General features: G+C 37.9%; 16 protein-coding genes and 1 tRNA gene. 7 read left to right on the top strand and 10 right to left on the bottom strand.

What is annotated here, in order from left to right:
* Positions 1-4: 4 nt before the first annotated feature.
* The 4 genes from AC4IFE_RS07610 to AC4IFE_RS07595 all read left to right on the top strand — a co-directional run bounded on the left by AC4IFE_RS07610 (position 5) and on the right by AC4IFE_RS07595 (position 3,321).
* Positions 5-1,786, top strand: a complete 1,782-nt coding sequence (locus tag AC4IFE_RS07610) for an acyl-CoA dehydrogenase FadE (RefSeq protein ID WP_490756053.1) — start codon at positions 5-7, stop codon at positions 1,784-1,786.
* 123 nt (positions 1,787-1,909) lie between these two features.
* Complete coding sequence (locus AC4IFE_RS07605; RefSeq protein ID WP_490756052.1) at positions 1,910-2,158, top strand: hypothetical protein; 249 nt, start codon at positions 1,910-1,912, stop codon at positions 2,156-2,158.
* Between the two features lie 63 nt (positions 2,159-2,221).
* On the top strand, positions 2,222-2,557 hold the full coding sequence (locus AC4IFE_RS07600; protein ID WP_490756050.1) for a YegP family protein: 336 nt from the start codon (positions 2,222-2,224) through the stop codon (positions 2,555-2,557).
* Between the two features lie 317 nt (positions 2,558-2,874).
* Positions 2,875-3,321, top strand: a complete 447-nt coding sequence (locus AC4IFE_RS07595; RefSeq protein WP_490756049.1) for a phosphohydrolase — start codon at positions 2,875-2,877, stop codon at positions 3,319-3,321.
* Here AC4IFE_RS07595 and AC4IFE_RS07590 read toward each other — a convergent pair.
* Together AC4IFE_RS07590 and AC4IFE_RS07585 are read right to left on the bottom strand one after the other, a co-directional pair.
* A complete protein-coding gene (locus AC4IFE_RS07590) occupies positions 3,318-4,034 on the bottom strand; it encodes a DUF2490 domain-containing protein (RefSeq protein ID WP_490756047.1) in 717 nt (238 codons plus the stop codon). The genes AC4IFE_RS07595 and AC4IFE_RS07590 overlap by 4 nt on opposite strands.
* A 71-nt stretch (positions 4,035-4,105) precedes the next feature.
* Positions 4,106-6,034: a TonB-dependent receptor plug domain-containing protein gene (locus AC4IFE_RS07585; protein ID WP_490756046.1), complete on the bottom strand. Its 1,929-nt coding sequence runs from the start codon at positions 6,032-6,034 to the stop codon at positions 4,106-4,108.
* A gap of 508 nt (positions 6,035-6,542) precedes the next feature.
* On the opposite strand from AC4IFE_RS07585, the gene uvrA reads away from it, so the two are divergent.
* A complete protein-coding gene (gene uvrA, locus AC4IFE_RS07580) occupies positions 6,543-9,335 on the top strand; it encodes an excinuclease ABC subunit UvrA (RefSeq protein ID WP_490756044.1) in 2,793 nt (930 codons plus the stop codon).
* Between the two features lie 182 nt (positions 9,336-9,517).
* On the opposite strand, the gene AC4IFE_RS07575 is transcribed toward uvrA, so the two are convergent.
* Positions 9,518-10,153, bottom strand: coding sequence for an NAD(P)-dependent oxidoreductase (locus tag AC4IFE_RS07575; RefSeq protein WP_490756042.1), 636 nt, complete (start codon positions 10,151-10,153; stop codon positions 9,518-9,520).
* 604 nt (positions 10,154-10,757) lie between these two features.
* Between AC4IFE_RS07575 and AC4IFE_RS07570 the strand changes: the two genes are divergently transcribed.
* A tRNA-Arg gene (locus AC4IFE_RS07570) sits at positions 10,758-10,829 on the top strand.
* Between the two features lie 38 nt (positions 10,830-10,867).
* On the opposite strand, the gene AC4IFE_RS07565 is transcribed toward AC4IFE_RS07570, so the two are convergent.
* The 3 genes from AC4IFE_RS07565 to AC4IFE_RS07555 form a co-directional block, all read right to left on the bottom strand.
* The gene (locus AC4IFE_RS07565; protein ID WP_490756041.1) at positions 10,868-11,782 is read right to left on the bottom strand and encodes a helix-turn-helix domain-containing protein; all 915 of its coding nucleotides are present in this window, start codon (positions 11,780-11,782) and stop codon (positions 10,868-10,870) included.
* A gap of 76 nt (positions 11,783-11,858) precedes the next feature.
* Positions 11,859-12,656 carry an SDR family oxidoreductase gene (locus AC4IFE_RS07560; RefSeq protein ID WP_490756039.1) on the bottom strand — a complete coding sequence of 266 codons (798 nt, stop codon included), beginning with the start codon at positions 12,654-12,656 and terminating at the stop codon, positions 11,859-11,861.
* A 225-nt stretch (positions 12,657-12,881) separates the two neighbouring features.
* Positions 12,882-13,940, bottom strand: a complete 1,059-nt coding sequence (locus AC4IFE_RS07555; protein ID WP_490756037.1) for a 3-oxoacyl-ACP synthase III family protein — start codon at positions 13,938-13,940, stop codon at positions 12,882-12,884.
* A 238-nt stretch (positions 13,941-14,178) separates the two neighbouring features.
* On the opposite strand from AC4IFE_RS07555, the gene AC4IFE_RS07550 reads away from it, so the two are divergent.
* Positions 14,179-17,520 (top strand): DEAD/DEAH box helicase, encoded by a 3,342-nt coding sequence (locus AC4IFE_RS07550; RefSeq protein ID WP_490756035.1) that lies wholly within the window; start codon positions 14,179-14,181, stop codon positions 17,518-17,520.
* A 253-nt stretch (positions 17,521-17,773) separates the two neighbouring features.
* On the opposite strand, the gene AC4IFE_RS07545 is transcribed toward AC4IFE_RS07550, so the two are convergent.
* The 4 genes from AC4IFE_RS07545 to AC4IFE_RS07530 form a co-directional block, all read right to left on the bottom strand.
* Positions 17,774-19,072, bottom strand: a complete 1,299-nt coding sequence (locus AC4IFE_RS07545; RefSeq protein ID WP_490756033.1) for a T9SS type A sorting domain-containing protein — start codon at positions 19,070-19,072, stop codon at positions 17,774-17,776.
* Positions 19,073-19,455: 383 nt separating this feature from the next.
* Entirely contained in the window at positions 19,456-19,956 is a 501-nt protein-coding gene (locus AC4IFE_RS07540; RefSeq protein ID WP_490756032.1) for an endonuclease V, read from the bottom strand.
* 15 nt (positions 19,957-19,971) lie between these two features.
* Positions 19,972-20,334, bottom strand: coding sequence for a VOC family protein (locus AC4IFE_RS07535; protein ID WP_490756031.1), 363 nt, complete (start codon positions 20,332-20,334; stop codon positions 19,972-19,974).
* Positions 20,319-20,783 (bottom strand): GNAT family N-acetyltransferase, encoded by a 465-nt coding sequence (locus AC4IFE_RS07530; protein ID WP_490756030.1) that lies wholly within the window; start codon positions 20,781-20,783, stop codon positions 20,319-20,321. Before AC4IFE_RS07530 ends, AC4IFE_RS07535 begins: the two co-directional genes overlap by 16 nt.
* Positions 20,784-20,824: the final 41 nt, after the last annotated feature.

The following is a 20,824-nucleotide window of genomic DNA, read 5'->3' as shown; positions in this document are numbered from 1 at the left end:
AATAATGAGTAATACACTTAATAAAACACTGAAGGGAGGTGAATTCCTCATCAAGGAAATTCCTGCAAATGATATTTTCAGTCTTGAAGAACTGAGTGAAGAACAAAAAATGCTTCGTGACTCTGCGAAAGAATTTATTGACAGAGAAGTAATTCCTCAAAAAGAAAGATTTGAGAAAAAAGATTATGCTTTAACTGAAGAAAAAATGCGTCAGTTAGGGGAAATGGGACTTTTAGGAGTTGCTGTTCCTGAAGAGTATGGTGGTCTTGGAATGGGCTTCGTAAATACAATGCTGGCCTGTGATTACTGCTCGGGAGCCAACGGTTCACTGGCAACAGCTTATGGCGCGCACACGGGAATCGGAACACTTCCTATCCTATTGTACGGTACAGAAGAGCAAAAGAAAAAATACCTTCCGGATCTGGCTACAGGAACAAAATTCGGGGCATACTGTCTGACTGAGCCTGATGCTGGTTCAGACGCTAATTCAGGAAAAACAAGAGCAAAACTTTCTGAAGACGGGAAACATTATATCATCAACGGACAAAAAATGTGGATCTCCAATGCTGGTTTTGCGGAAATTTTCATTGTCTTTGCTAAAATTGATGATGATAAGAACATCACAGGTTTCATCGTAGAAAAAGAAGGAACCGAAGGGCTTACTTTCGGTGAAGAAGAACATAAATTAGGAATCCGCTCATCTTCTACAAGACAGGTTTTCTTTAATGATATGAAAGTTCCTGTTGAAAATCTTTTAGGCGAAAGAAACAACGGTTTCAAAATCGCTCTGAATGCATTGAATGTTGGAAGAATTAAACTGGCAGCTGCCAACCTTGACGGGCAGAGAAGAATCCTAAACCATTCTCTTCAATACTCCAACGAAAGAAAGCAGTTTGGCGTTTCTATCTCTACTTTCGGAGCAATCAGAAAGAAGCTGGCAGAAATGGCAACAGGAATTTTCGTTGCGGAGGCCGGATCTTACAGAGCAGCTAAAGATGTTGAAGATAAAATCAATGAATTGGTTGCCGGTGGAATGAATCACCAGCAGGCTGAATTGAAAGGTGTTGAGGAATTTGCTGTGGAAGCTTCTATTTTGAAAGTTTTCGTATCAGATTTAACACAACATACTGCTGACGAAGGAATCCAGGTGTACGGTGGAATGGGATTCTCTGAAGACATGCCGATGGAAGCAGCATGGAGAGATTCAAGAATTGCAAGAATTTATGAAGGAACCAACGAAATCAACCGTCTTTTAGCTGTTGGAATGCTGATTAAAAAAGCAATGAAAGGAGAATTGGATCTGCTTTCTCCTGCCATGGCCATCAGCAAAGAATTAATGGGAATTCCTTCATTTGAAGTTCCTGATTATTCAGCATTCATGAGTGAAGAGAAAGCTATTATCGCAAACCTTAAGAAAGTATTCCTGATGGTTTCCGGTGCCGCTCTTCAGAAATTCATGACGGATATTGAGAAACAACAGCATTTATTACTGAATGCTTCAGAAATTCTTAACCAGATCTACATGGCAGAATCTGCTATATTAAGAGCTGAGAAACATTTCTCTCCTGATTCTGTAGAAGCAGCAATGGCTCAGCTTAACCTTTACAAAGCAGTTGAAAAGATCATCGTAGCCGCTAAAGAGGGAATTATTTCTTTCGCTGAAGGTGACGAGCAGAGAATGATGCTTTCAGGATTAAGAAGATTCACAAAATATACCAACCATCCGAATGTAGTGGCTTTAACTGAAAAAGTAGCAGCACACTATATTGCTAAAGGAGCTTATTAGTCTTTTATAACATAAATTTTGATTGAAGCGTCTCATTTTTTTTGAGGCGCTTTTTAAATATCCTTTATTATAGATGAAATAAAAAAACTGGCGGCAGAACATCCCAATTATTTAAGCTTAAATATGTTTTGGATCAAAAAGGAAAAGGTCAAAATGAATGACGAAGCTTTCAGACTCATTAAAGAAGATAAACAGGAATTTGAAAAATGGAGGGCTCAAAAAAACAACGCCTATTTTTCTGCAGTCATCATTTCAAATAAAATTGATGACAATAATGAAAATTTAAAACTTACCATTACTTTTCCGAAAAAAGTGATCATTAAGGAATATAAATTAACATTTAATACTCAATGGAATTTCAAATCGCTTTAAATTTCAATAATTTTTGCTAATTTTATAAAAAGCTAACAAACATCAAACACAAAAATAAAACCTATGGGAAAATTTATTATCTCGAAGAGAACAGACAGTGACTTCAAATTCAATCTGAAAGCCGGAAACGGACAGGTGATCTTAACCAGCCAGGGGTATGGCTCAAAATCCTCATGTGAAAACGGAATAGAATCTGTACGCACCAATTCACAGGATGATTCAAAATTTGAAAGAAATACAGCTAAGGACGGCCGCTGCTATTTCAATTTAAAAGCCGGAAACGGGCAGATCATAGGCACCAGCCAGATGTATGAATCTGAAAATGGAATGGAAAACGGTATAGAATCTGTAAAAAACAACGCGCCAGGTGCTTCAGTAGAGGATGAAACCGTTATTTAAACTGAGTCCGGGATAAGACATTTCAGTTTTTATCATGATGTAAGGAAGTCAGAAGCTGGAAGAGGGAGGTTATTGAAGTCCAAAGATAGAAACACAGGGTGTTTTTTAGTAATCTTTATAAAACTACTTCAATAAATTTAAAAGAAATTGTTAATACCGGCCAATAGTAACTTCCATCCTCCAGCTTCCATCTTCTAGCCTTTTTCTTAACTTTTTATCTCTAAATCAGCTTATTTGATATTCCTTAAAATATTCTCAATAAAAATGTCTTATTTTTTAAGGCATTTTTTATTTTTGTATTCTATTTTCTATTAGAAATGACAAAAGAAGAAATGCTCAACAGAGCCATAAAAATAGCTGATAAAGCACATAAAGGTCAAACCGACAAATACCACGTTCCCTACATAGCTCACGTGATGCGCGTAATGGAATACGGTAAAACAATAGACGAAAAGATCGTTGGTGTACTGCACGACGTTGTAGAGGACCACCCTGAAGAATTCAGTCTGGATTATCTAAGAACCGAGGGGTTTCCGGAATACATTATTTTTGCCATCAGCTGCCTTACCAAATTCGACCCTGAAGAAGATTACGATGAATTCGTTAAAAGAACAGAAAGGTCATCTCTGGCGGTCGCTGTAAAGCTTAATGATCTCCGCGACAATATGGATCTCCGAAGAGTAAACAGGGAGCTTACCCCTAAAGATATCAAAAGGTTCAACAAATACTTAAAAGCCTACCATTATCTGATAGAGAAATATTAATCCGCTCCAGGGAAATCATATGTTTTTGTAGGATGGTTTGTACCGTCGATGTTAATATTTAAAGCCAGATAGATAAAGTGAAGGTTTTTATTACCTTTTGCTTCGAATTCGCGCTGCCAAAGATACCCCATCAGGATCCCGAAATAATCATCAATCTGATAGCCAAAACCACCGTATACCCTGTTTCTCGCGAAAGTAGGCTTCATTGGGCTTACCAGGAAGATTTCGTCATAAGCATTCACGAAAACAGTTCCCTTTTTAACGGTTTTTGCATTCAGAGGAACACTGATGTTCAGACGATATCTGTAACGCATTCTTTGAGAAGCTTTATCTGTTGCCGGCTCATAGAACCAGCTTTTCTCTGCACGGAAACGGTTTTCAAACTTGACGATCCCTTTTTTGAGATCAATCACGTCCTGTAACCATACCCTGAACTCCTCTCTGCTCAGGCTGTGTTCTTTATAGTTCACGTATCTCCCAAGGCCAACAAAAGGCTTATGATTTTTGGTCAGATTGTATCCCACTCCCCCTTTGATCTCGTAATAATCCGGGTAGGTATAATCTTCGTTGCCTCTCAGCTGACCTTCGGCATAAAGGAAAAATTTCGGATGAAACTTATAGGTTAGAGTCACTGCATTGAAGCTGGAAACGTGGTCCTGTGCTTTTAAAAAGGTCATACTCAAAAGTAAACTCAGACTTAAAAAAAGTTTCATAAAAAATTTTTGCAAAAATAAATTATTTAACAATTTGTTAATATTAACTTTCATTCATCTCAAATTAACATTTACTTAATATTGATCGTATAGGAGAAGCCTAAATGAAACCATCTTTGAGGCATTTCAACTCCGAAAGCTTCCGTATATTTTGTATTCGTCAAATTATTGATCAGCACATATACTGAAAAATCTTTTTTCGCAAAACTCAGTTTTTCATCAAGAAGGTTATAAGTTCCGAGATTCATTCTTTCATTATACCTGTAAACCAGCTCGTTCGTAAAATATTGCAAGAATCTGGTTTCAAGCTTTGCAACAACCTGATGCTTCAGATTATCAAGAATATACCTGGAGACAAACTCATTGGACTCTTTCATTTTGCTATCCAGATAAGTATATCCTGCTGTATACTTCAGCCAGTCAAAAACCCTGTGGCTCAATTCTGCTTCAATTCCTTTTGTATCTATTTTTCCTACATTCTGAGCGTACCATACCGGATCGGTCATGCTTTTTTTAACCCAGTCGATAGAATTGTTGGAGTTTCTCATAAATCCGCTCACTTTTGCCAAAATCCTACTGTCCTGGTACTGGTAACCAATTTCCGATGAAACCGCATTTTCCGGAAGCAGATCAGGATTTCCCTGCTCCGTTTTACTTACATAATAAAGATCTGTAAATGTAGGAACCCTGTGAACTCTGGCAATATTCCCGTAGATTTTATTGTTCTGATTGAAATTATATCCTACATCCAAACCGGGATAAAAGAAATTTCCTTCTTTGGAATAATTGGCCCAGGAGATTCCGGGACTGATGTTCAGCTTTTTATCCAATAATGAAAAATGATGCTCAAAGAAAACCTGCGAAACAAAACGGTTTCTTTCTCCTAAATTGTTACTGGCCAGAAACTCCTTTCTCAGTTCCACACCGACACCGGTAGTTCCCAATCCCCATTGGTAGCTGGAATTCACTTCTCCGCCTACATTGTTCCCAATATGCATATTTCTGTAACCATTCGGCTTATTCCTGTCATACAGGTACATATCCTGTCCTCTTCTCCAGTATGCATTCGAGCTTAGTTTCAGATTGCCAAAAGTCTGCTGATGGGCTAAACTTACAATAGAAGCCTGCGTTTCCTCATATTGTTCGGTAGCACTTTTAGAGGCATAAAAACCGTTAGCCCCGAATTTCTTTTCAGAAAAACCCGCCTGCAGCTTCAGATCACCGTTTTTAATATTCAGTTTGCTTTGATAGAAAACATTTCGGATCTCATAATCCGTATTGTACATATAGCCCTGTGATGAGGCGGAATTAGCCTGAAGTGAATTGGAAAATTTTTCATTTCCCAGCTGCGCATTGAATCCGAAGCCGTAGGTTTCGTAATCTCCGCCTTCGGCACTTATTTTCACCCGTTTTCCGGGAGTTGTTTTCGTAATGATATTGATGACACCGGCATAAGCATTCTGCCCGAATCTTCTGGCAGCCGGACCTTTGATGACCTCAATTCTTTCCACATCATCCATATCTACCGGTATGTTCATGGAATTGTGCCCGGTCTGGGAATCATTCATCCTGATGCCATTCAGCAACAGCAATACCTGCTCAAAAGAACTTCCCCGGAAGCCTATATCACTTTGTACACCATTCGCTCCTCTCCTTCTGATGTCCATTCCCGGAACCTGCTGAAGAACTTCATCAATACTTTTCGCAGGAGAATGGGCAATATCTTCTTTCGTAATAACCGTAATATTCTGATTGGCGCTTTTATAAGGAGTAGTAATAAATTTCCCCTGAAATTCAATGCTTTCAATATCTGTAGTTTTTTCCTGCGCATGAGCACAGAGCATTGAACCTAATAAAAATATACTTCCAATCTTCTTGATCATAATAGTCCCGTTTTGTTTTGAGTCAGTTTCTTTAATAACGGACCCAAAAGTAAGGGAGTTCCCGAAGAAAGACAAATGATAGATATCATAAAAAAGATGCAGTAGGATATACTGCATCTTTTGAGGGTAGTAACTTTATCTTTTTCTCATTAAATGTGTAACAAGATCTCTGAATAACTTTCTCATTTCTATATTACATATTTATAAATACAATTTTAAATAATTTTAAAATACAAAACAAGAGCAAAGTGCAAAAACATAACGAAAATCATAAATTATTTTTCAATTTAATAATCATGAAGTGATTAATACAATCTTATGGCTGTTAACGGCTTATCCATCTATTTTTTTTCTGCCTGAAAATGGAAATATTTTACTTTTATGGGCTGGTTTATTATTGAATATAATTATCTGTCAGTAAATATTAAACGTCTTATTTTCGCTAAAATTTCGTAATTTTGTGGGTCTTAATTTTGCTTTGAATATTCATCTTTCCATACTTACAGGTATTTTCATCGATGCCAATTTTCCGGAAGGATACAAAACAGTTTATCAGAAGGCAGAATTACGGCAAAAAACAGTCACACTGACCACAGTCAGTAATACTTTTATGAATAAATAAAACATGACTAAAACAGTAGAAATAGATATAAAAAAACAGATTTTCGTTAAGAATGCCCATCTTAACAATCTGAAACACATAGATGTACTGATCCCGAAAAATAAACTGATCGTGATCACGGGGGTTTCCGGCAGCGGAAAATCTTCCCTGGCATTCGATACCATTTATGCAGAAGGACAGAGACGATATGTAGAAAGTTTAAGTTCTTATGCACGTCAGTTTTTGGGTAAACTGGAAAAACCGAAAGTGGATGATATCAAAGGGCTCGCTCCTTCCATTGCCATTCAGCAGAAAGTGATTTCTTCCAATCCCCGTTCTACGGTGGGAACTTCAACGGAAATTTACGATTATATGAAGCTTCTTTTTGCAAGGATCGGGAAAACTTTTTCTCCGGTTTCAGGCGAGGAAGTGAAAAAGGATTCTGTTTCTGACGTGATCGATTTTATCAAAGCATCAAAAAAAGATATTTCGTTCTTATTGACCGCTCCTTTGGAATATGATGCAGATAATTTTAAAGAAGCCCTGAATGTTTTAAAACTTGCCGGTTTCACAAGACTTGAAATCAACGGTAATGTAGCCGGTATTGAAGATCTGGAAAGCTTCGGCTTTACTCCTGAAAAAGGAATGATCATTAATCTTGTGATCGACCGTTTTTCTTATGAAGAAGACGAAAGCTTCCTTCAAAGACTGGCAGATTCTATCCAGATGGCATTTTATGAAGGTCACGGCTATTGTGCTCTGAAAAATGCAGATACCGGAAAAATAAAAGAATTTTCCAATAAATTTGAGCTGGATGGTATGGAATTTCTTGAACCGAATGTTCATTTTTTCAGTTTCAACAATCCTTACGGAGCATGTCCGGCATGCGAAGGATACGGAAAAGTGATTGGAATAGATGAAGATCTGGTTATTCCCAATAAAACACTATCCGTTTATGAAGATGGAGTCGTTGCCTGGAGAGGAGAAAGCATGAGTGAATGGAAAAAAGCATTCATTAAAAAAGCGGAAGACTTCCCTATCCATAAGCCCTATCATCAATTAACCAAGGAGCAGAAAAATTATCTATGGAAAGGTGACGGTAAAAGCAGCTTTCCTTCTATTAATAATTTCTTCAAAATGCTTGAAGAAAATCTGTACAAGATTCAGTACCGCGTTATGCTTTCGCGATACAGAGGAAAAACGCTCTGTCCTACCTGCGAAGGCCTGAGATTGCGCGAAGAAACGAGCTGGGTAAAAATAGACGGACACAATATCCAGTCTATGATCGAGCTTCCTCTTGATGAATTGTATCCTTTAATAGACGGACTGAAACTTTCTGAACATGATCAGGATGTGGCCAAAAGATTATTGTACGAAATCAAAACCCGTATTGAGTTCTTATTAAAAGTCGGTTTAGGTTATTTAACATTAAACAGAACCTCCAATACCCTTTCAGGAGGTGAAAGTCAGAGGATTAACCTTGCAACAAGTTTGGGAAGTTCACTGGTAGGCTCTATTTATATACTGGATGAACCTTCTATCGGACTTCACTCAAGAGATACCGAAAACCTGATCGGAGTTTTAAAAAACCTCCGTGACCTGGGAAATACCGTAATCGTGGTTGAACACGACGAAGACGTCATGAAAGCTGCTGACTATATTATAGATATTGGCCCGGAAGCAGGTTATCTGGGTGGTGAACTTGTATTTGCCGGAGATTATCATGATCTTAAAAATGCTGATACACTTACTTCAAAATATTTAACCGGAAGAATGGAAATTGAGGTTCCTAAAAAGCGCAGAAAAGCCAAGGAATGGATTTACATCAAGGGAGCAAGACAGAATAACCTGAAAAATATAGACGTAGATGTTCCTCTGGAAAGCCTTACGGTGATCTCTGGAGTTTCCGGAAGCGGAAAATCTACGCTGATGAAGGAAATTTTAACCAATGATATCCAGATCCAGCTTGGAATGGGTGGCAAAAAGGGAGATTACGACTCTGTAGAATTTCCAAAGAAACTGATTAAAAATATTGAGCTCATCGATCAGAATCCGATCGGGAAATCTTCACGTTCCAATCCGGTAACTTACCTGAAAGCATATGATGACATCAGGGATCTTTTTGCCAAGCAGAAAGTTTCAAAAATGATGGGCTATAAGCCTAAACATTTCTCTTTCAACGTAGACGGCGGAAGATGTGACGAATGTAAAGGAGAAGGCGTTATCAACGTATCCATGCAGTTCATGGCAGATATTGAGCTTGAATGTGAAGTATGTAAAGGTACCCGTTTTAAAAATGAAATCCTGGAAGTGAAGTTCGATGAGAAAAGCATTTCCGATATTCTTCATATGACAGTGGATGAAGCTTTGGAATTCTTTAAAGACAATAACGAAGAAAAGATCGTCACAAAACTGAGACCGCTTCAGGAAGTCGGATTAGGCTATCTGCAGCTGGGCCAGAGCTCTTCTACCCTTTCCGGTGGTGAAGCACAGCGTGTAAAACTGGCATCATTCCTTGTCAAGGGAGTGACGACGGATAAAACTCTGTTTATCTTTGACGAACCTTCTACAGGGCTTCATTTCCATGATATCCAGAAGTTACTGAAATCCCTGCAGGCATTGATTGATCTCGGGCATTCTGTAATTGTTATTGAACATCAGCCGGATATTATCAAATCTGCAGATTATATTATAGATATCGGTCCGGAGGCAGGAAAATATGGTGGCGAAGTTGTTTTTGCCGGAACCCCGGAAGACCTGGCGAAAGATAAAAAATCGCATACAGCAAAGTACATCAAGGAAAAACTTGAAAACTAAATATAAAAAGAGAGCCATTTACCGGCTCTCTTTTTTTAAACCACAAAAGACACAAAAAGTTTTTTGACACTGAGTGATTTAAAGATTTAATGTTTTGTGAATAAGAAGGTCGCTTAAGTTCTGATAAAGGTCAAAAATTTTTGTTCTAAATCTAACAATCTTAAACTTTGAACTTTGAATTCTTAAACATTATACAAAAACGGACTTTTTTTAATATAAGTTTCATCATCGATCTGAGAAACCAAGAAACGGGAAAGGTCTGCCGCACCGATTTTCTCTCCTAAACAATCTGTCAGATTCGTTTCTGTTTTGAAATGTTCCGAAGTAGGAATCATTAACGGGAGCCTTACCAATGTCCAATTCAGATTACTATTTACAAGAATTTCATATTCGTCCTGTTTATCTTTTGTAGTCATTGGATAATTCTGATACATCCAGTCCGTTGCTATTTTCACCTTATCATTTTTATGATCAAAAGGGGTGTTGACGTTCAAACCGGTGGTAACAATATATCTTTTAATTCCGTGAGAATTCATCGACTGTATGATATTTTTTGTAGCATCCGTAAATATCGGCTCTTCTCCGGCAGGCTGTCCTATTTTGCTGATTACTGCACTGCAATCTTTAATAAGACGGTCCACAGCTTCAGAATCTCTTGCATCTCCCTTTACGACTTCAATTAAAGGGCTTTTAAAAGTGAAATTTTCAGGAGTCCGGAGTAACAGCTTCATGGAATATTCTCTTTTCAGAAGCTCTTGGACAAGGTAATGTCCTGTTTTTCCTGTGCCGCCTATTACGGCTATTGTATTTGTTTTCATAATGATCTCTTTTTGTTGTAAATATGACCCAATAGTGAATGAGAAATGCCTCACTTATTGTCAGATTTCTTTTGGGTTTTAAATAATAGAATAACAGGGTTCAGAAATTTGAACCTTAGGATCAGGTACTAGAAATGCACTTGATTAAATAATGATATTTATAAAGAGATTTTAATGATTCAAAGATAAGTATTTATTTATAAGAGGAAAACTATTTTGAAAAAAAACATTTCAAATCATACTGAAAAACAATAACTTACAAGCTTATCCACAGTAAATTGTGGATAAGTTGTGAATTTTAACATTTAAATTCATGTTTTGTATTAAAAATTGTACTACATTTACTATGTAATACAACTGAAATGAAATCATTTTTTGCTTTTTTCAGCTTTGAAATTGCAATTAAATTTGAAATAAAAATTTAAGCACAGCATCGTCGGCTGTGCTTTTTTATTGTTGTCTAATTAAAAAAATGAGATGTATTTATCTACTGGATCCGCTCCTAAAGAGCGGATTCTTTTTTATACCTATTCAGTTTTTAATAAGCCATTATCTGTGAAAAATTTTTATTTATTTAAATTAATTAGTATTTTTATTTTTCCATGGCCTCATAGTTCAACGGATAGAATAGAAGTTTCCTAAACTTTAGATCCAGGTTCGATTCCTGGTGAGGCCACAATTTGATTACCATTATTACTCACACTACGAAATATCTCAATTAAATGACTGTCTGTAGCTTAAAGGAGTTTTTTCCATTTTCTTTTTAAAAAGTTTATTGAATGATTGAGGATGCTCAAACCCTAAAGCATATGCCACTTCCGATACGGAAAAATTCGTAGCTGTAAGATATTCTTTAGCCTTCTCGATCAGTTTTTCATGAATGTGCTGCTGAGCATTCTGTCCCGTAAGATTCCGGAGCATATCACTCAGATAATGGGGTGAAAGGTTCATTTCTGAGGCTAGGAATTCCACGGTGGGAATTCCTTTGGTTAATGTTTCCTGTTTATTGAAATAGTCTTCCAGTATAACTTCCATTTTAGATAAAACATCACTGTTGACTGCTTTTCTGGTGATAAACTGTCTTTTATAAAAGCGGTTGCTGTAATTCAGCAGAACCTCAATATAAGACACAATAACGTCCTGGCTGACTTCATCAATGGCTGTATTCAACTCATTCCTGATATTATCCAGTAATCCGGTGATAATTGTTTTTTCCTGATCAGATAGATGCAGTGCCTCATTGGTATCATAGGAAAAGAACCCGAATTTTTTAATGTTCTTGCCCAAAGGATAGGTCCGTATAAAATCCGGATGTACCAGCAGCGTATATCCACAGTATTCTGCATCCGCATCGGTAGAAAGAATCTGTCCCGGCGCTGTAAACATCATGCCTCCTTCATTAAAATCATAATATCCCTGTCCGTAGCCCATTTTTCCATGTTCAGAAAACTTATACGAAATCTTATAAAAATTCAGGTAAAAGCTTCTGTTCAGCAATTCCTTATTCACAATCATTTTCGTGTTATCTACCAGGCTTACCAACGGATGAAGCGGTTTGGGAAGCTTCAGCAGGTCGTGAAGCTCCGATATGGACGAAATTTTCATAGGTGTATTATCCTTCTTTTCCATGATATAAATGTATTAAATATTTGAATTAAAAGACAGCATAAATAAAATCTATGCCGTCTCAATATTTAAAAATACCTTAAATAAACTGTTTGCCAAACTGCTCCCTGAAAGCTTCAGCTCCCAGTTCAAGACGCTGGGCATATAATGCTTTTGCATCCTCTCCTGCTACGTATCTTAACTGCTTCTTGCCATCTGTAGCTGCTTCATATACCACTTCAGCAATCTGTTCCGGTGTAGAAGCCGCTTCCATCATTTCTTCCATACTGGAAAAAAGGGAATTGGTAATCTCTTCATAAGCCGGACTCGTTGCCGAATCTAAAGAACGGCTTACAAAATCGGTCTTAATTCCTCCCGGAGAGACGGTTTTGATATCAATGCCGAATTTATTCAGTTCATAAGATAGACTTTCGCTCCAACCCTCCAGCGCCCATTTGGTTGCATGATAGGTTGAACCCAAAGGAAATGCAATAAGTCCTCCGATTGAGGTAGTAGAAATAAACATTCCGCTCTTTTTCTCTCTGAAATATGGAATAAAAGCCTGCGTTACCCGGATCACCCCCAAAAGATTGGTATCCAGCTGCTTTAAGATCTGCTCATCCTTTAATGCTTCCAAAGGACCAATAAGCCCATATCCGGCATTATTGAACACCACATCCACATCCCCCAGTTCAAGGGCTTTATTTACGGTCGATTTTATCTGCTCCAGATTGGTAACATCCAAAGGAAGCAGGGTTACATTGTCTAAATCGGCAAGCTCAGAAGCTGCTTCAGTGTTTCTCATGGTTGCAATAACGTTCCAGCCTCTGCTTTGAAATAATTGGGCAGCCGCTTTTCCTAATCCTGTTGAAGCGCCTGTTATAAAAATTGTTTTCATTTTTGTTCTGTATTAAATTAACAGGACAAAGGTCAGGAATAGAATAAAGGCTGAAGTTGCCAAATTGGACTAACGTGTAGCCAAAATGGATTTTAAAATAATTTATAGTTTCCGGAACAGCTTACTGAGCCATAATGAAAGACCCGGATTATAAAATCCGGGTCTTTTTTCAAAAGAAGAGAAATGAGCAGTATATCACTGTAATTCTCGTTCCAGTAGGTTATATTAAAATTTATAGACAAATGAATTGATATTCATCCCTGCTCCTACAGAGGCAAATAAAACCACATGTCCTTCTTTTATTTCATGGGAAGGAAGTTCTCCATTTAAAATCATGGTAAGCAAAGTCGGAATGGTAGCTACGCTGCTGTTTCCTAATTTATTAATAACCATCGGCATGATATTTTCCGGCATTGGCAAATCATAAAGCTGGTAAAAACGTTTTACAATGGCCTCATCCATTTTCTCATTAGCCTGGTGGATAATAATTTTGTCGAGCTGGTCTATAGAATATCCGCTTGCATCCATACATTTCTTCATAGCATCTGCTACATTCACAAGGGCAAATTCGTAGATTTTCCTGCCGTCCATTTTGATATATTTCGTATCAGGACAGCTTTCATTATTGTATGACTTGCCAAAGAAGAGGAAGTCTTTTTCAGTTAAGGTGTAAGAAGCAGATAAATGGGACTGTATTCCTTTGTCATCTTCACTGATTTCCAGGATAGCAGCTCCTGCACCGTCAGCATAAATCATGCTGTCTCTGTCATGAATGTCTACTACCCTTGAAAGGGTTTCTGCTCCAATAACAAGGCATCGTTTGGCAATACCGGATTTGATGAATGCATTAGCCTGTATCACTCCCTCAATCCAGCCCGGACACCCGAACAGCACATCATAGGCCACACAGAAATTATTTTTGATTTTCAGCAGGTGCTTTACTCTTGAAGCCAGACTGGGAACACTATCCGACTGAACAGTACCAAAGCGGACATCTCCAAAATTATGGGCAAATATAATATAGTCCAGGGTTTCCGGATCTATTTTTGAATTTTCTATTGCTCTCTGGGCCGCAATCAGTCCCAGATCAGAGGTCACCTGATGCTCAGATGCATATCTTCTTTCTTCGATGCCGGTAATTTCCTTGAGCTTTCTGGCAATAATATCATTCGCTTCCTTTAATGACTCTCCGTTTTTATTAATAAAATGATGCTGGTCAAAAAATAAATTTGTAATTGTTTCCGGCGGAATATAATTGCCGACTCCTATAATCTTGCTTGTCATTAAAAAAAAATTATAATCTTCTTAAATTCATTTGGTTTTTCATGAATTCAAATATTGTACAATAATAACGATAAAATATCTATTAATCGTATGATAAAATAGAATTGAATATTTATATTGGTATTCAGAGCATAGAATGAAACGCCAGCATCCCTCAAATCGCTTTCTGCCATTGGATTTTCACTTCATCCTCAATACTTTAGATTGTTGTTGCCATTTTTTGTAAATTCGCGTGCTTATGGCAGCCTTTATTCTTGAAAATACAAGCATCAGTATACTTTCTGTGTATGATCTTCTGAAACATACTTGGGGCAGTGGATTCCTGGAGCTCAGGGATTTTCATGATATTTATCCTGCTGCCATCGAAAATAATACCGGGATTTTTACCAAAAGATCTCCGTTAAAAGATTTTCCGGAAGTTTCTGTCAGCCAGATAGACAGCTCTATAGTAAGCACGTGTACCTGTCACAGTCCTAAAGACAAACTTTGTGAGCATCAGGCAGAAATCATTCACTGCATCATAGAGGAGAAAAAATTCAGGACTTTTTTTGATCCGTTCCTTCGTAAGAAACTGTTTATTGCTAAAGCCAAAAGCTATGGATTAGAAAATGATCCCGATCTTGATCGCTATTTCGAACTGGTATACGCTGATGATAAAATTGAAGTAAGGCCTAAGATCAAAGAAATGTTGCCTATCGATGAAGATGTTTTTAAGCAGCAGCTTCTTCCCCAACGTTCTTCAATAGTCGATGAATTAGCATTAAAAGACAGTGGAAAAAGAAAAATACTGGTCATCGGAAGACACCGCTATTACAGCCATCTGAATTTTTCGCTCATGGAAGCTGAACGTACGCAGGCTGGAAAACTCAAAAACCCTGTACAGCCTGTTGATGCCATGCAGCTTATCTGGAAAGCCGAAAAACCGCAGCATATCAAATTTTTCACTGCAGTTTCAGCGTTTCAGAATAATTATAACGAAGATTACAATACAGCCGAACTGGAAGCCCTCAAGCTGATCGTACAGAATCCGCTCGGACTGGAAACCTATTATCATGACCGTGTACTGTCCGAGGCTGTTTCATCAAAATCTCTTGTTCCGGTACATCTTGAAATTTTACAGGCGGAAATACAGCTTAGCGTATTTAGAAAGGAACCTTTTTATGAGGTGACCGGAGCGTTGGAATTCAATGATATATCTATTCCTTTTAAAAACATAATGATCAGGAATGAATATTTTGTTTATAGCAGGAATACTTTCAGTTTTGCAGATGATCCTGATATGCTCCGGGTAATTAAGTTTTTCAAAGCCAATAATGAGATTCTGCTTGTTCATGCCTCAAAATACGAAGCATTCATGAAGAACGTTCTCTCTTCTCTGGAAGAACGTATCCACATCAATTATAGCTACATACAGCCTGCAACGCCAGTACAGCTTGAAGAGAAAAATCATCAGAATGAGCGGATCATTTACCTCCGCCAGCAGGGAAATTATGTTGCTTTGACTCCCGTTATGAAATACGGACAGGTAGAAGTTCCCGTGTATTCCAGAAAACAGCTTTTTGATACGGATCAGAATGGAAATGTATTTAAAATTGAAAGAAATGAGGCAGAAGAAGCCCGTTTTACGTCTTTCATCATGAAGCAGCATCCGGATTTTGAAGCACAGATGGATGGCTATGATTATTTTTATCTGCATAAAGATAAATTTCTGGATCAGGACTGGTTTCTGCACGCATTTGAAATATGGAGACGTGAAGGCGTGGTTATTCTTGGGTTCAATGAGCTTAAGAGCACAAAACTCAACTCTCACAAGGCAAAGGTCAATATTCAGATCACCAGTGGGCTGGATTGGTTCAATGCTAAGCTAAAGGTAAGCTTCGGCCAGAAAGATGCTGCCCTGAAACAGCTTCACCGCGCGATCCGCAACAGAAGTAAATTTGTACAGCTGGACGATGGCACGCTTGGTGTTCTTCCGGAGGAATGGATCGACAGAATGAATGAGTTTTTCCGGATCGGGGAAATTGACGAAGAAGATCTTAAAATTCCGAAGATCAATTTTACTGAAGTCTCCACTTTGTTTGAAAAGGATATTTTAAGCAACGAGGTACAGGAAGAGCTTTCTTCTTATTCGCTTCAGTTCTCATCCGTTAAAGATATTCCTCAGATCAGTATCCCCTCCGGGTTGAATGCAGTGCTGAGGGACTATCAGCATGACGGACTGAACTGGCTGAATCTTTTAGACGGTTTTAATTTCGGCGGATGCCTGGCAGATGATATGGGCCTTGGGAAAACGCTTCAGGTGATCGCATTTATTCTTTCCCAACGGGAAAAAAGAGGGCATGTTACCAACCTCGTGGTAGTGCCTACTTCCCTGCTCTTCAACTGGCAGGAAGAAATTAACAAATTTGCTCCTTCAATAAAGGTAATGACCCATTATGGAGCCGGCAGATTGAAAACTACAGAACATTTTTCTGAATATGAGATGGTCCTTACCAGCTACGGAATGTTACTTTCGGATATCCGTTTTCTGAAAAACTTCCGTTTCAACTGTGTTTTCCTTGATGAATCACAAACGATTAAAAATCCTGATTCGGAAAGATACAAGGCAGCACGTCTGCTGAATTCAAGAAACAGGATCGTTCTTACGGGAACTCCTATTGAAAATAATACTTTTGATCTTTACAGCCAGCTTTCTTTTGCATGTCCGGGACTTTTGGGAAGCAAGCAGTATTTTAAAGACATTTATGCGGTTCCGATTGATAAATTTGAATATGGTAAGCGTGCTCAGGAACTTCAGCAGAAAATAAAGCCTTTTATTCTCCGCAGAACAAAAAAGCAGGTTGCCAAAGAGCTTCCTGATAAAACAGAAATGGTTATTTACTGTGAAATGGATACTGAGCAGCGTAAGATCTATGATGCCTATGAAAAAGAGCTCCGTGAGTTTATTGCCGCCAATGATGACGATGACCTGAATAAAAACAGCATGCACGTTCTTACAGGACTTACCAGGCTACGACAGATCTGTAACTCTCCGGTGCTTTTAAAAGAAGGATACTCCAATGAGCATGCCGTGAAAATAGAAATACTGATGGAGCAGATCCAGAGTAAATCCAAAGATCATAAGATCCTGGTATTCTCACAATTTGTAGAGATGCTGGACTTACTTAAAGCTGAACTTGAACGTAAAAAAATTCCATTTGAATACCTTACCGGGCAGACTAAAAACAGGGGTAAAACTGTTAATAATTTTCAGGAGAATGAAGAAGTAAGGGTGTTTCTGATCAGTTTAAAAGTTGGCGGCGTAGGGCTTAATCTTACGCAGGCAGATTATATCTATCTGGTAGATCCGTGGTGGAATCCTGCGGCTGAAAACCAGGCAATCGACCGAAGCTACCGGATCGGGCAAACCAAAAATGTGATTGCGGTACGGCTGATCTGTTCCAATACGGTGGAAGAAAAGATTCTAAGTCTTCAGAAAAAGAAAAATGAACTGGCCCAAAATCTGCTTCAGACGGATGGAACCGGCATTCAGAAGCTGTCGAAGCACGATTTACTCGAAATACTCAATTCAAAATCTTAAAAATTCAGATAAAAAGCCGTTGGAATAGTATTCTTTTTACAGATTATTCTTTTAACGTAAAGTTTAATATTATTATGCGGATTGAAGGATGCAAAGCCAGGAATCAATCTGCGATTGATTGATTGATTGATTGATTAAGCAGCTGTTCCCTATTATACTTTTCTTACGTTTCTTTTATCAAAAAGAAAACCGACAGATAGAATCTGCCGGTCTAAAAAAACAAAAATTGATATGGATATGATTAGATAAGTGTTTATTTTTTGATGATCTTTTCAGTAATACTTTTTTTATCTCTGGTGTGAATCTTAATCAGGTAAGTTCCGGATGTAAGGCTTTCCATATTGATAACTTCGGATGTTCCGTCAGTAAGTTTTTGTCCTGCCAGATTATAAATCTCATATTTTTCCAATCCTGCTTCTGTCTTTACATGTGCAGAATCTGATGTAGGATTAGGGTATATTCTGGAAGAAGATCTTTTTTTCACTTCCGATGTCGCCAGATTTGAGGCTTTCACATTTAAAGTATAATCTTCGGCCTGTCCTATGAACCATCCTGAAGGGCATGGCAGGTTTTCCAGGGTACCCATCCATGAATTAGATTCGTAAGCTTTAACAATTCTTAAACGGGTCTCTCCCAGCATCGCATCGACAGGAATTTCAATCGTTCCGGACGTCGCTCCCGACTGTGTGCCAGGAATAGGGTCTGAATTATCCAGATAGCCTAAATTAAATACTTCATCAGGATCAAATGCATTATTATGATTAAGGTCGATGTAAGCATATGCGGAGACCGTGGCCTGTCCCTGAGTTCCTCCTGTAACAGTGATCGGATAAGAATTTCCTCTGCTCACATTGAAAACGGTACTGGTAAAGTTCTCGATCACATCTGAGTTTCCATCAATATTACTTTCTTTGGAAATTCCTGTAAATTCTACCTTTGCAATTTCACTGACCGTAAGGGCTGTTACATTTTCAGCCCCGCAATATGGCGAAGGGAAAATCACACTGTTTCCTGCAATATTAACCGTATAATCTTCTGCCTGTCCCGCTCTTAAACCAGTATCACAAGCTGTATTGATAGAATTTGCGGCATTTGGATCAGAATAAGCTGCGGTATTGGTGTTTTTCAGGACTCTCATTCTTGTGGCACCGGCTGCTGCATTCGCGGGAACCGTAATGGCAACGGTTACCGTAAAGGCATTAAATGGATTTGCTGCTGCCAGTCTGCCGATATAAAAACTTTCTCCTGCATCATCAAAATTCCCGTTTTTGTTAAAGTCAATAAAAACAACAACATCACTTGGAAAACTACTGGATGGACCTTTTACAGAAATCTGATAACTGTTTCCTGCCTGAAGATCTGCAGACAGAGAGGTAAAATCCTCATAGGACTGCGCATTCCCTGATTGTGAAGTTGAGGTATTATTGATATTTCCAAAGCTGACATTGGTGATCATATTGCTATCTGCACCATATTGAAATGCAGGAGTACAGTATTGTGCATTCATCATCATATAGAATACCAAAGCAGAAAAAGTAGATAATTTCTTCATTTATTCCTTTATTTTGTTGAGACAAATTTACATTTATTTAGAATCAATAAAAATAATAAGCGAATGATATTTATCACTTTTTATAGAATAATTTAAAAAATCAGCCAGATAATTTTAGCAATTCTCAAATAAAACTACCAGTCAACACGCAGTAAAAAAGCTATCATAGCAAGATAAACATCTGCTAAAAGTAAGATAAAATTAACTAAAAAATAAAAAGCTTTGTTTTTTGAGAATTTTAGAATAAGGTAAAAATTATAACATAAAGCAATAAAAAATAAGGGTGTGAACCAGAAAAAATAATCATATTGTAACAGAGAATATATCAATAAAAATATAAGTGATACGATCAAGATATATAAATAATTTTTTTTCATATAAAATTAAGCTCTGGAAAGCTGATCGAGCTTTTTCAACAATGCAGGTATCCTGTAAGATCCGTGCATCTGCTCTATTTTAGGCAGTATTTCATCTACGTCTGCTCCTTTTGCTGTAAGGAATAATGGAGTTTTACTCTCCCCTCTTAAAACATTCCTTCTTTGGGAGTCCGGTGATGCAAACTCATTTTTAGCAATTCCAATAATTGCATACTTCCGGCCCAAGGCTTCGTAGAGGTATCCTCCAAGTCCCATTTTACCATCATTATCAAGGGTAACATACCCATCAACTATAATAATGTCTCCTTCCTTTAATTTAATTGTATTTAACAAACTCAGAATGCAGGGCAGTTCTCTTTTATAGAAAGCCCCACTTTCATAATCGGAAGAGACTTCTGTTTTTTCTGTAAAAATATCAGACTCATTTTCTGAAGTCCAGTCTTCAAATGCAATACACACGGTCTTGGCATGGTCTTCATAATAATAGGTATCAAAAGCGTAAATCATAATTTCTTTCTGCTATTAAAAAAACTCACCGAAATGCCACAAAATCCCGGACGGATCATGTACAAAGCATTCTTTTCCCCACTCCATTGTTCTTACAGGGGTAAGTTTCACTTTTTCATATTTATCAGTAAGATGCAAAGCCTGAAGCTCCTTCCAGAAATCATCTGTATTCTTCACCTCCATAAAGACCATGGTATTGTCTATCCAATCTTTGGCATAGTAATCCTGAAGATAAAATCCTGTTTCCTGCCTTTTAAACAAAGATAATTTCGGCTCAAGAATCACTTCCTCAAACCCAAGATCTCTGTAAAAATTTCGGCTTACTTCAAAATTTTCAGCGCCAATAAAAGGCCTGATCGATTTTACACCTTGTCCCATGATTTTCTGTTTTTCCAGTTATTATAAGTCATTTCAAACTTGATTTCGCCTTTTCCGTGCATGCCTGCTTCCTGCCATCCGGATTTCCTGTAGAATGTTTCGGCTCTTGTGCCGGGTGCAGTTCCCAGCCAAACATCTTCTTTGGTTTGTTTAAAATACCAGTCAAGCATAATATCATGAAGCTTCCGCCCGATTCCCCGATTTTCAAAATCAGGATGTATAAAAAGTGCCCAGATATTATTTTCCTTCAGATCTACAATAGAAAAACCGGTAATCCGGGCATCTGTTTCAGCTACCCAGCCCTTTCCTCTTTCAAACAGAAATTCTTCACAATCTGCATCTGTTACCAACGCAGGATCTGAAAGGGTATTTTCTTTTACAGCATTTCTGACGATCTGAATCTGTGGAATATCTTCTGGCCTGGCCTCACGAATCATTGGATTTACCATATTTTAATTATTGTTTTGGTAATATAATAGGATTAACGCCG

The organism is Chryseobacterium sp. UF-81 (assembly GCF_058245105.1).
This window is presented reverse-complemented; position numbering and strand designations above follow the sequence as displayed.

Excerpts from the sequence above, each read along its gene's own strand:
- AC4IFE_RS07610 (WP_490756053.1), top strand. The coding sequence starts at position 5 with ATGAGTAATACACTTAATAAAACACTGAAGGGAGGTGAATTCCTCATC.
- AC4IFE_RS07605 (WP_490756052.1), top strand. The coding sequence starts at position 1,910 with ATGTTTTGGATCAAAAAGGAAAAGGTCAAAATGAATGACGAAGCTTTC.
- AC4IFE_RS07600 (WP_490756050.1), top strand. The coding sequence starts at position 2,222 with ATGGGAAAATTTATTATCTCGAAGAGAACAGACAGTGACTTCAAATTC.
- AC4IFE_RS07595 (WP_490756049.1), top strand. The coding sequence starts at position 2,875 with ATGACAAAAGAAGAAATGCTCAACAGAGCCATAAAAATAGCTGATAAA.
- AC4IFE_RS07590 (WP_490756047.1), bottom strand. The coding sequence starts at position 4,034 with ATGAAACTTTTTTTAAGTCTGAGTTTACTTTTGAGTATGACCTTTTTA.
- AC4IFE_RS07585 (WP_490756046.1), bottom strand. The coding sequence starts at position 6,034 with ATGCAGTATATCCTACTGCATCTTTTTTATGATATCTATCATTTGTCT.
- uvrA (WP_490756044.1), top strand. The coding sequence starts at position 6,543 with ATGACTAAAACAGTAGAAATAGATATAAAAAAACAGATTTTCGTTAAG.
- AC4IFE_RS07575 (WP_490756042.1), bottom strand. The coding sequence starts at position 10,153 with ATGAAAACAAATACAATAGCCGTAATAGGCGGCACAGGAAAAACAGGA.
- AC4IFE_RS07565 (WP_490756041.1), bottom strand. The coding sequence starts at position 11,782 with ATGGAAAAGAAGGATAATACACCTATGAAAATTTCGTCCATATCGGAG.
- AC4IFE_RS07560 (WP_490756039.1), bottom strand. The coding sequence starts at position 12,656 with ATGAAAACAATTTTTATAACAGGCGCTTCAACAGGATTAGGAAAAGCG.
- AC4IFE_RS07555 (WP_490756037.1), bottom strand. The coding sequence starts at position 13,940 with ATGACAAGCAAGATTATAGGAGTCGGCAATTATATTCCGCCGGAAACA.
- AC4IFE_RS07550 (WP_490756035.1), top strand. The coding sequence starts at position 14,179 with ATGGCAGCCTTTATTCTTGAAAATACAAGCATCAGTATACTTTCTGTG.
- AC4IFE_RS07545 (WP_490756033.1), bottom strand. The coding sequence starts at position 19,072 with ATGAAGAAATTATCTACTTTTTCTGCTTTGGTATTCTATATGATGATG.
- AC4IFE_RS07540 (WP_490756032.1), bottom strand. The coding sequence starts at position 19,956 with ATGATTTACGCTTTTGATACCTATTATTATGAAGACCATGCCAAGACC.
- AC4IFE_RS07535 (WP_490756031.1), bottom strand. The coding sequence starts at position 20,334 with ATGGGACAAGGTGTAAAATCGATCAGGCCTTTTATTGGCGCTGAAAAT.
- AC4IFE_RS07530 (WP_490756030.1), bottom strand. The coding sequence starts at position 20,783 with ATGGTAAATCCAATGATTCGTGAGGCCAGGCCAGAAGATATTCCACAG.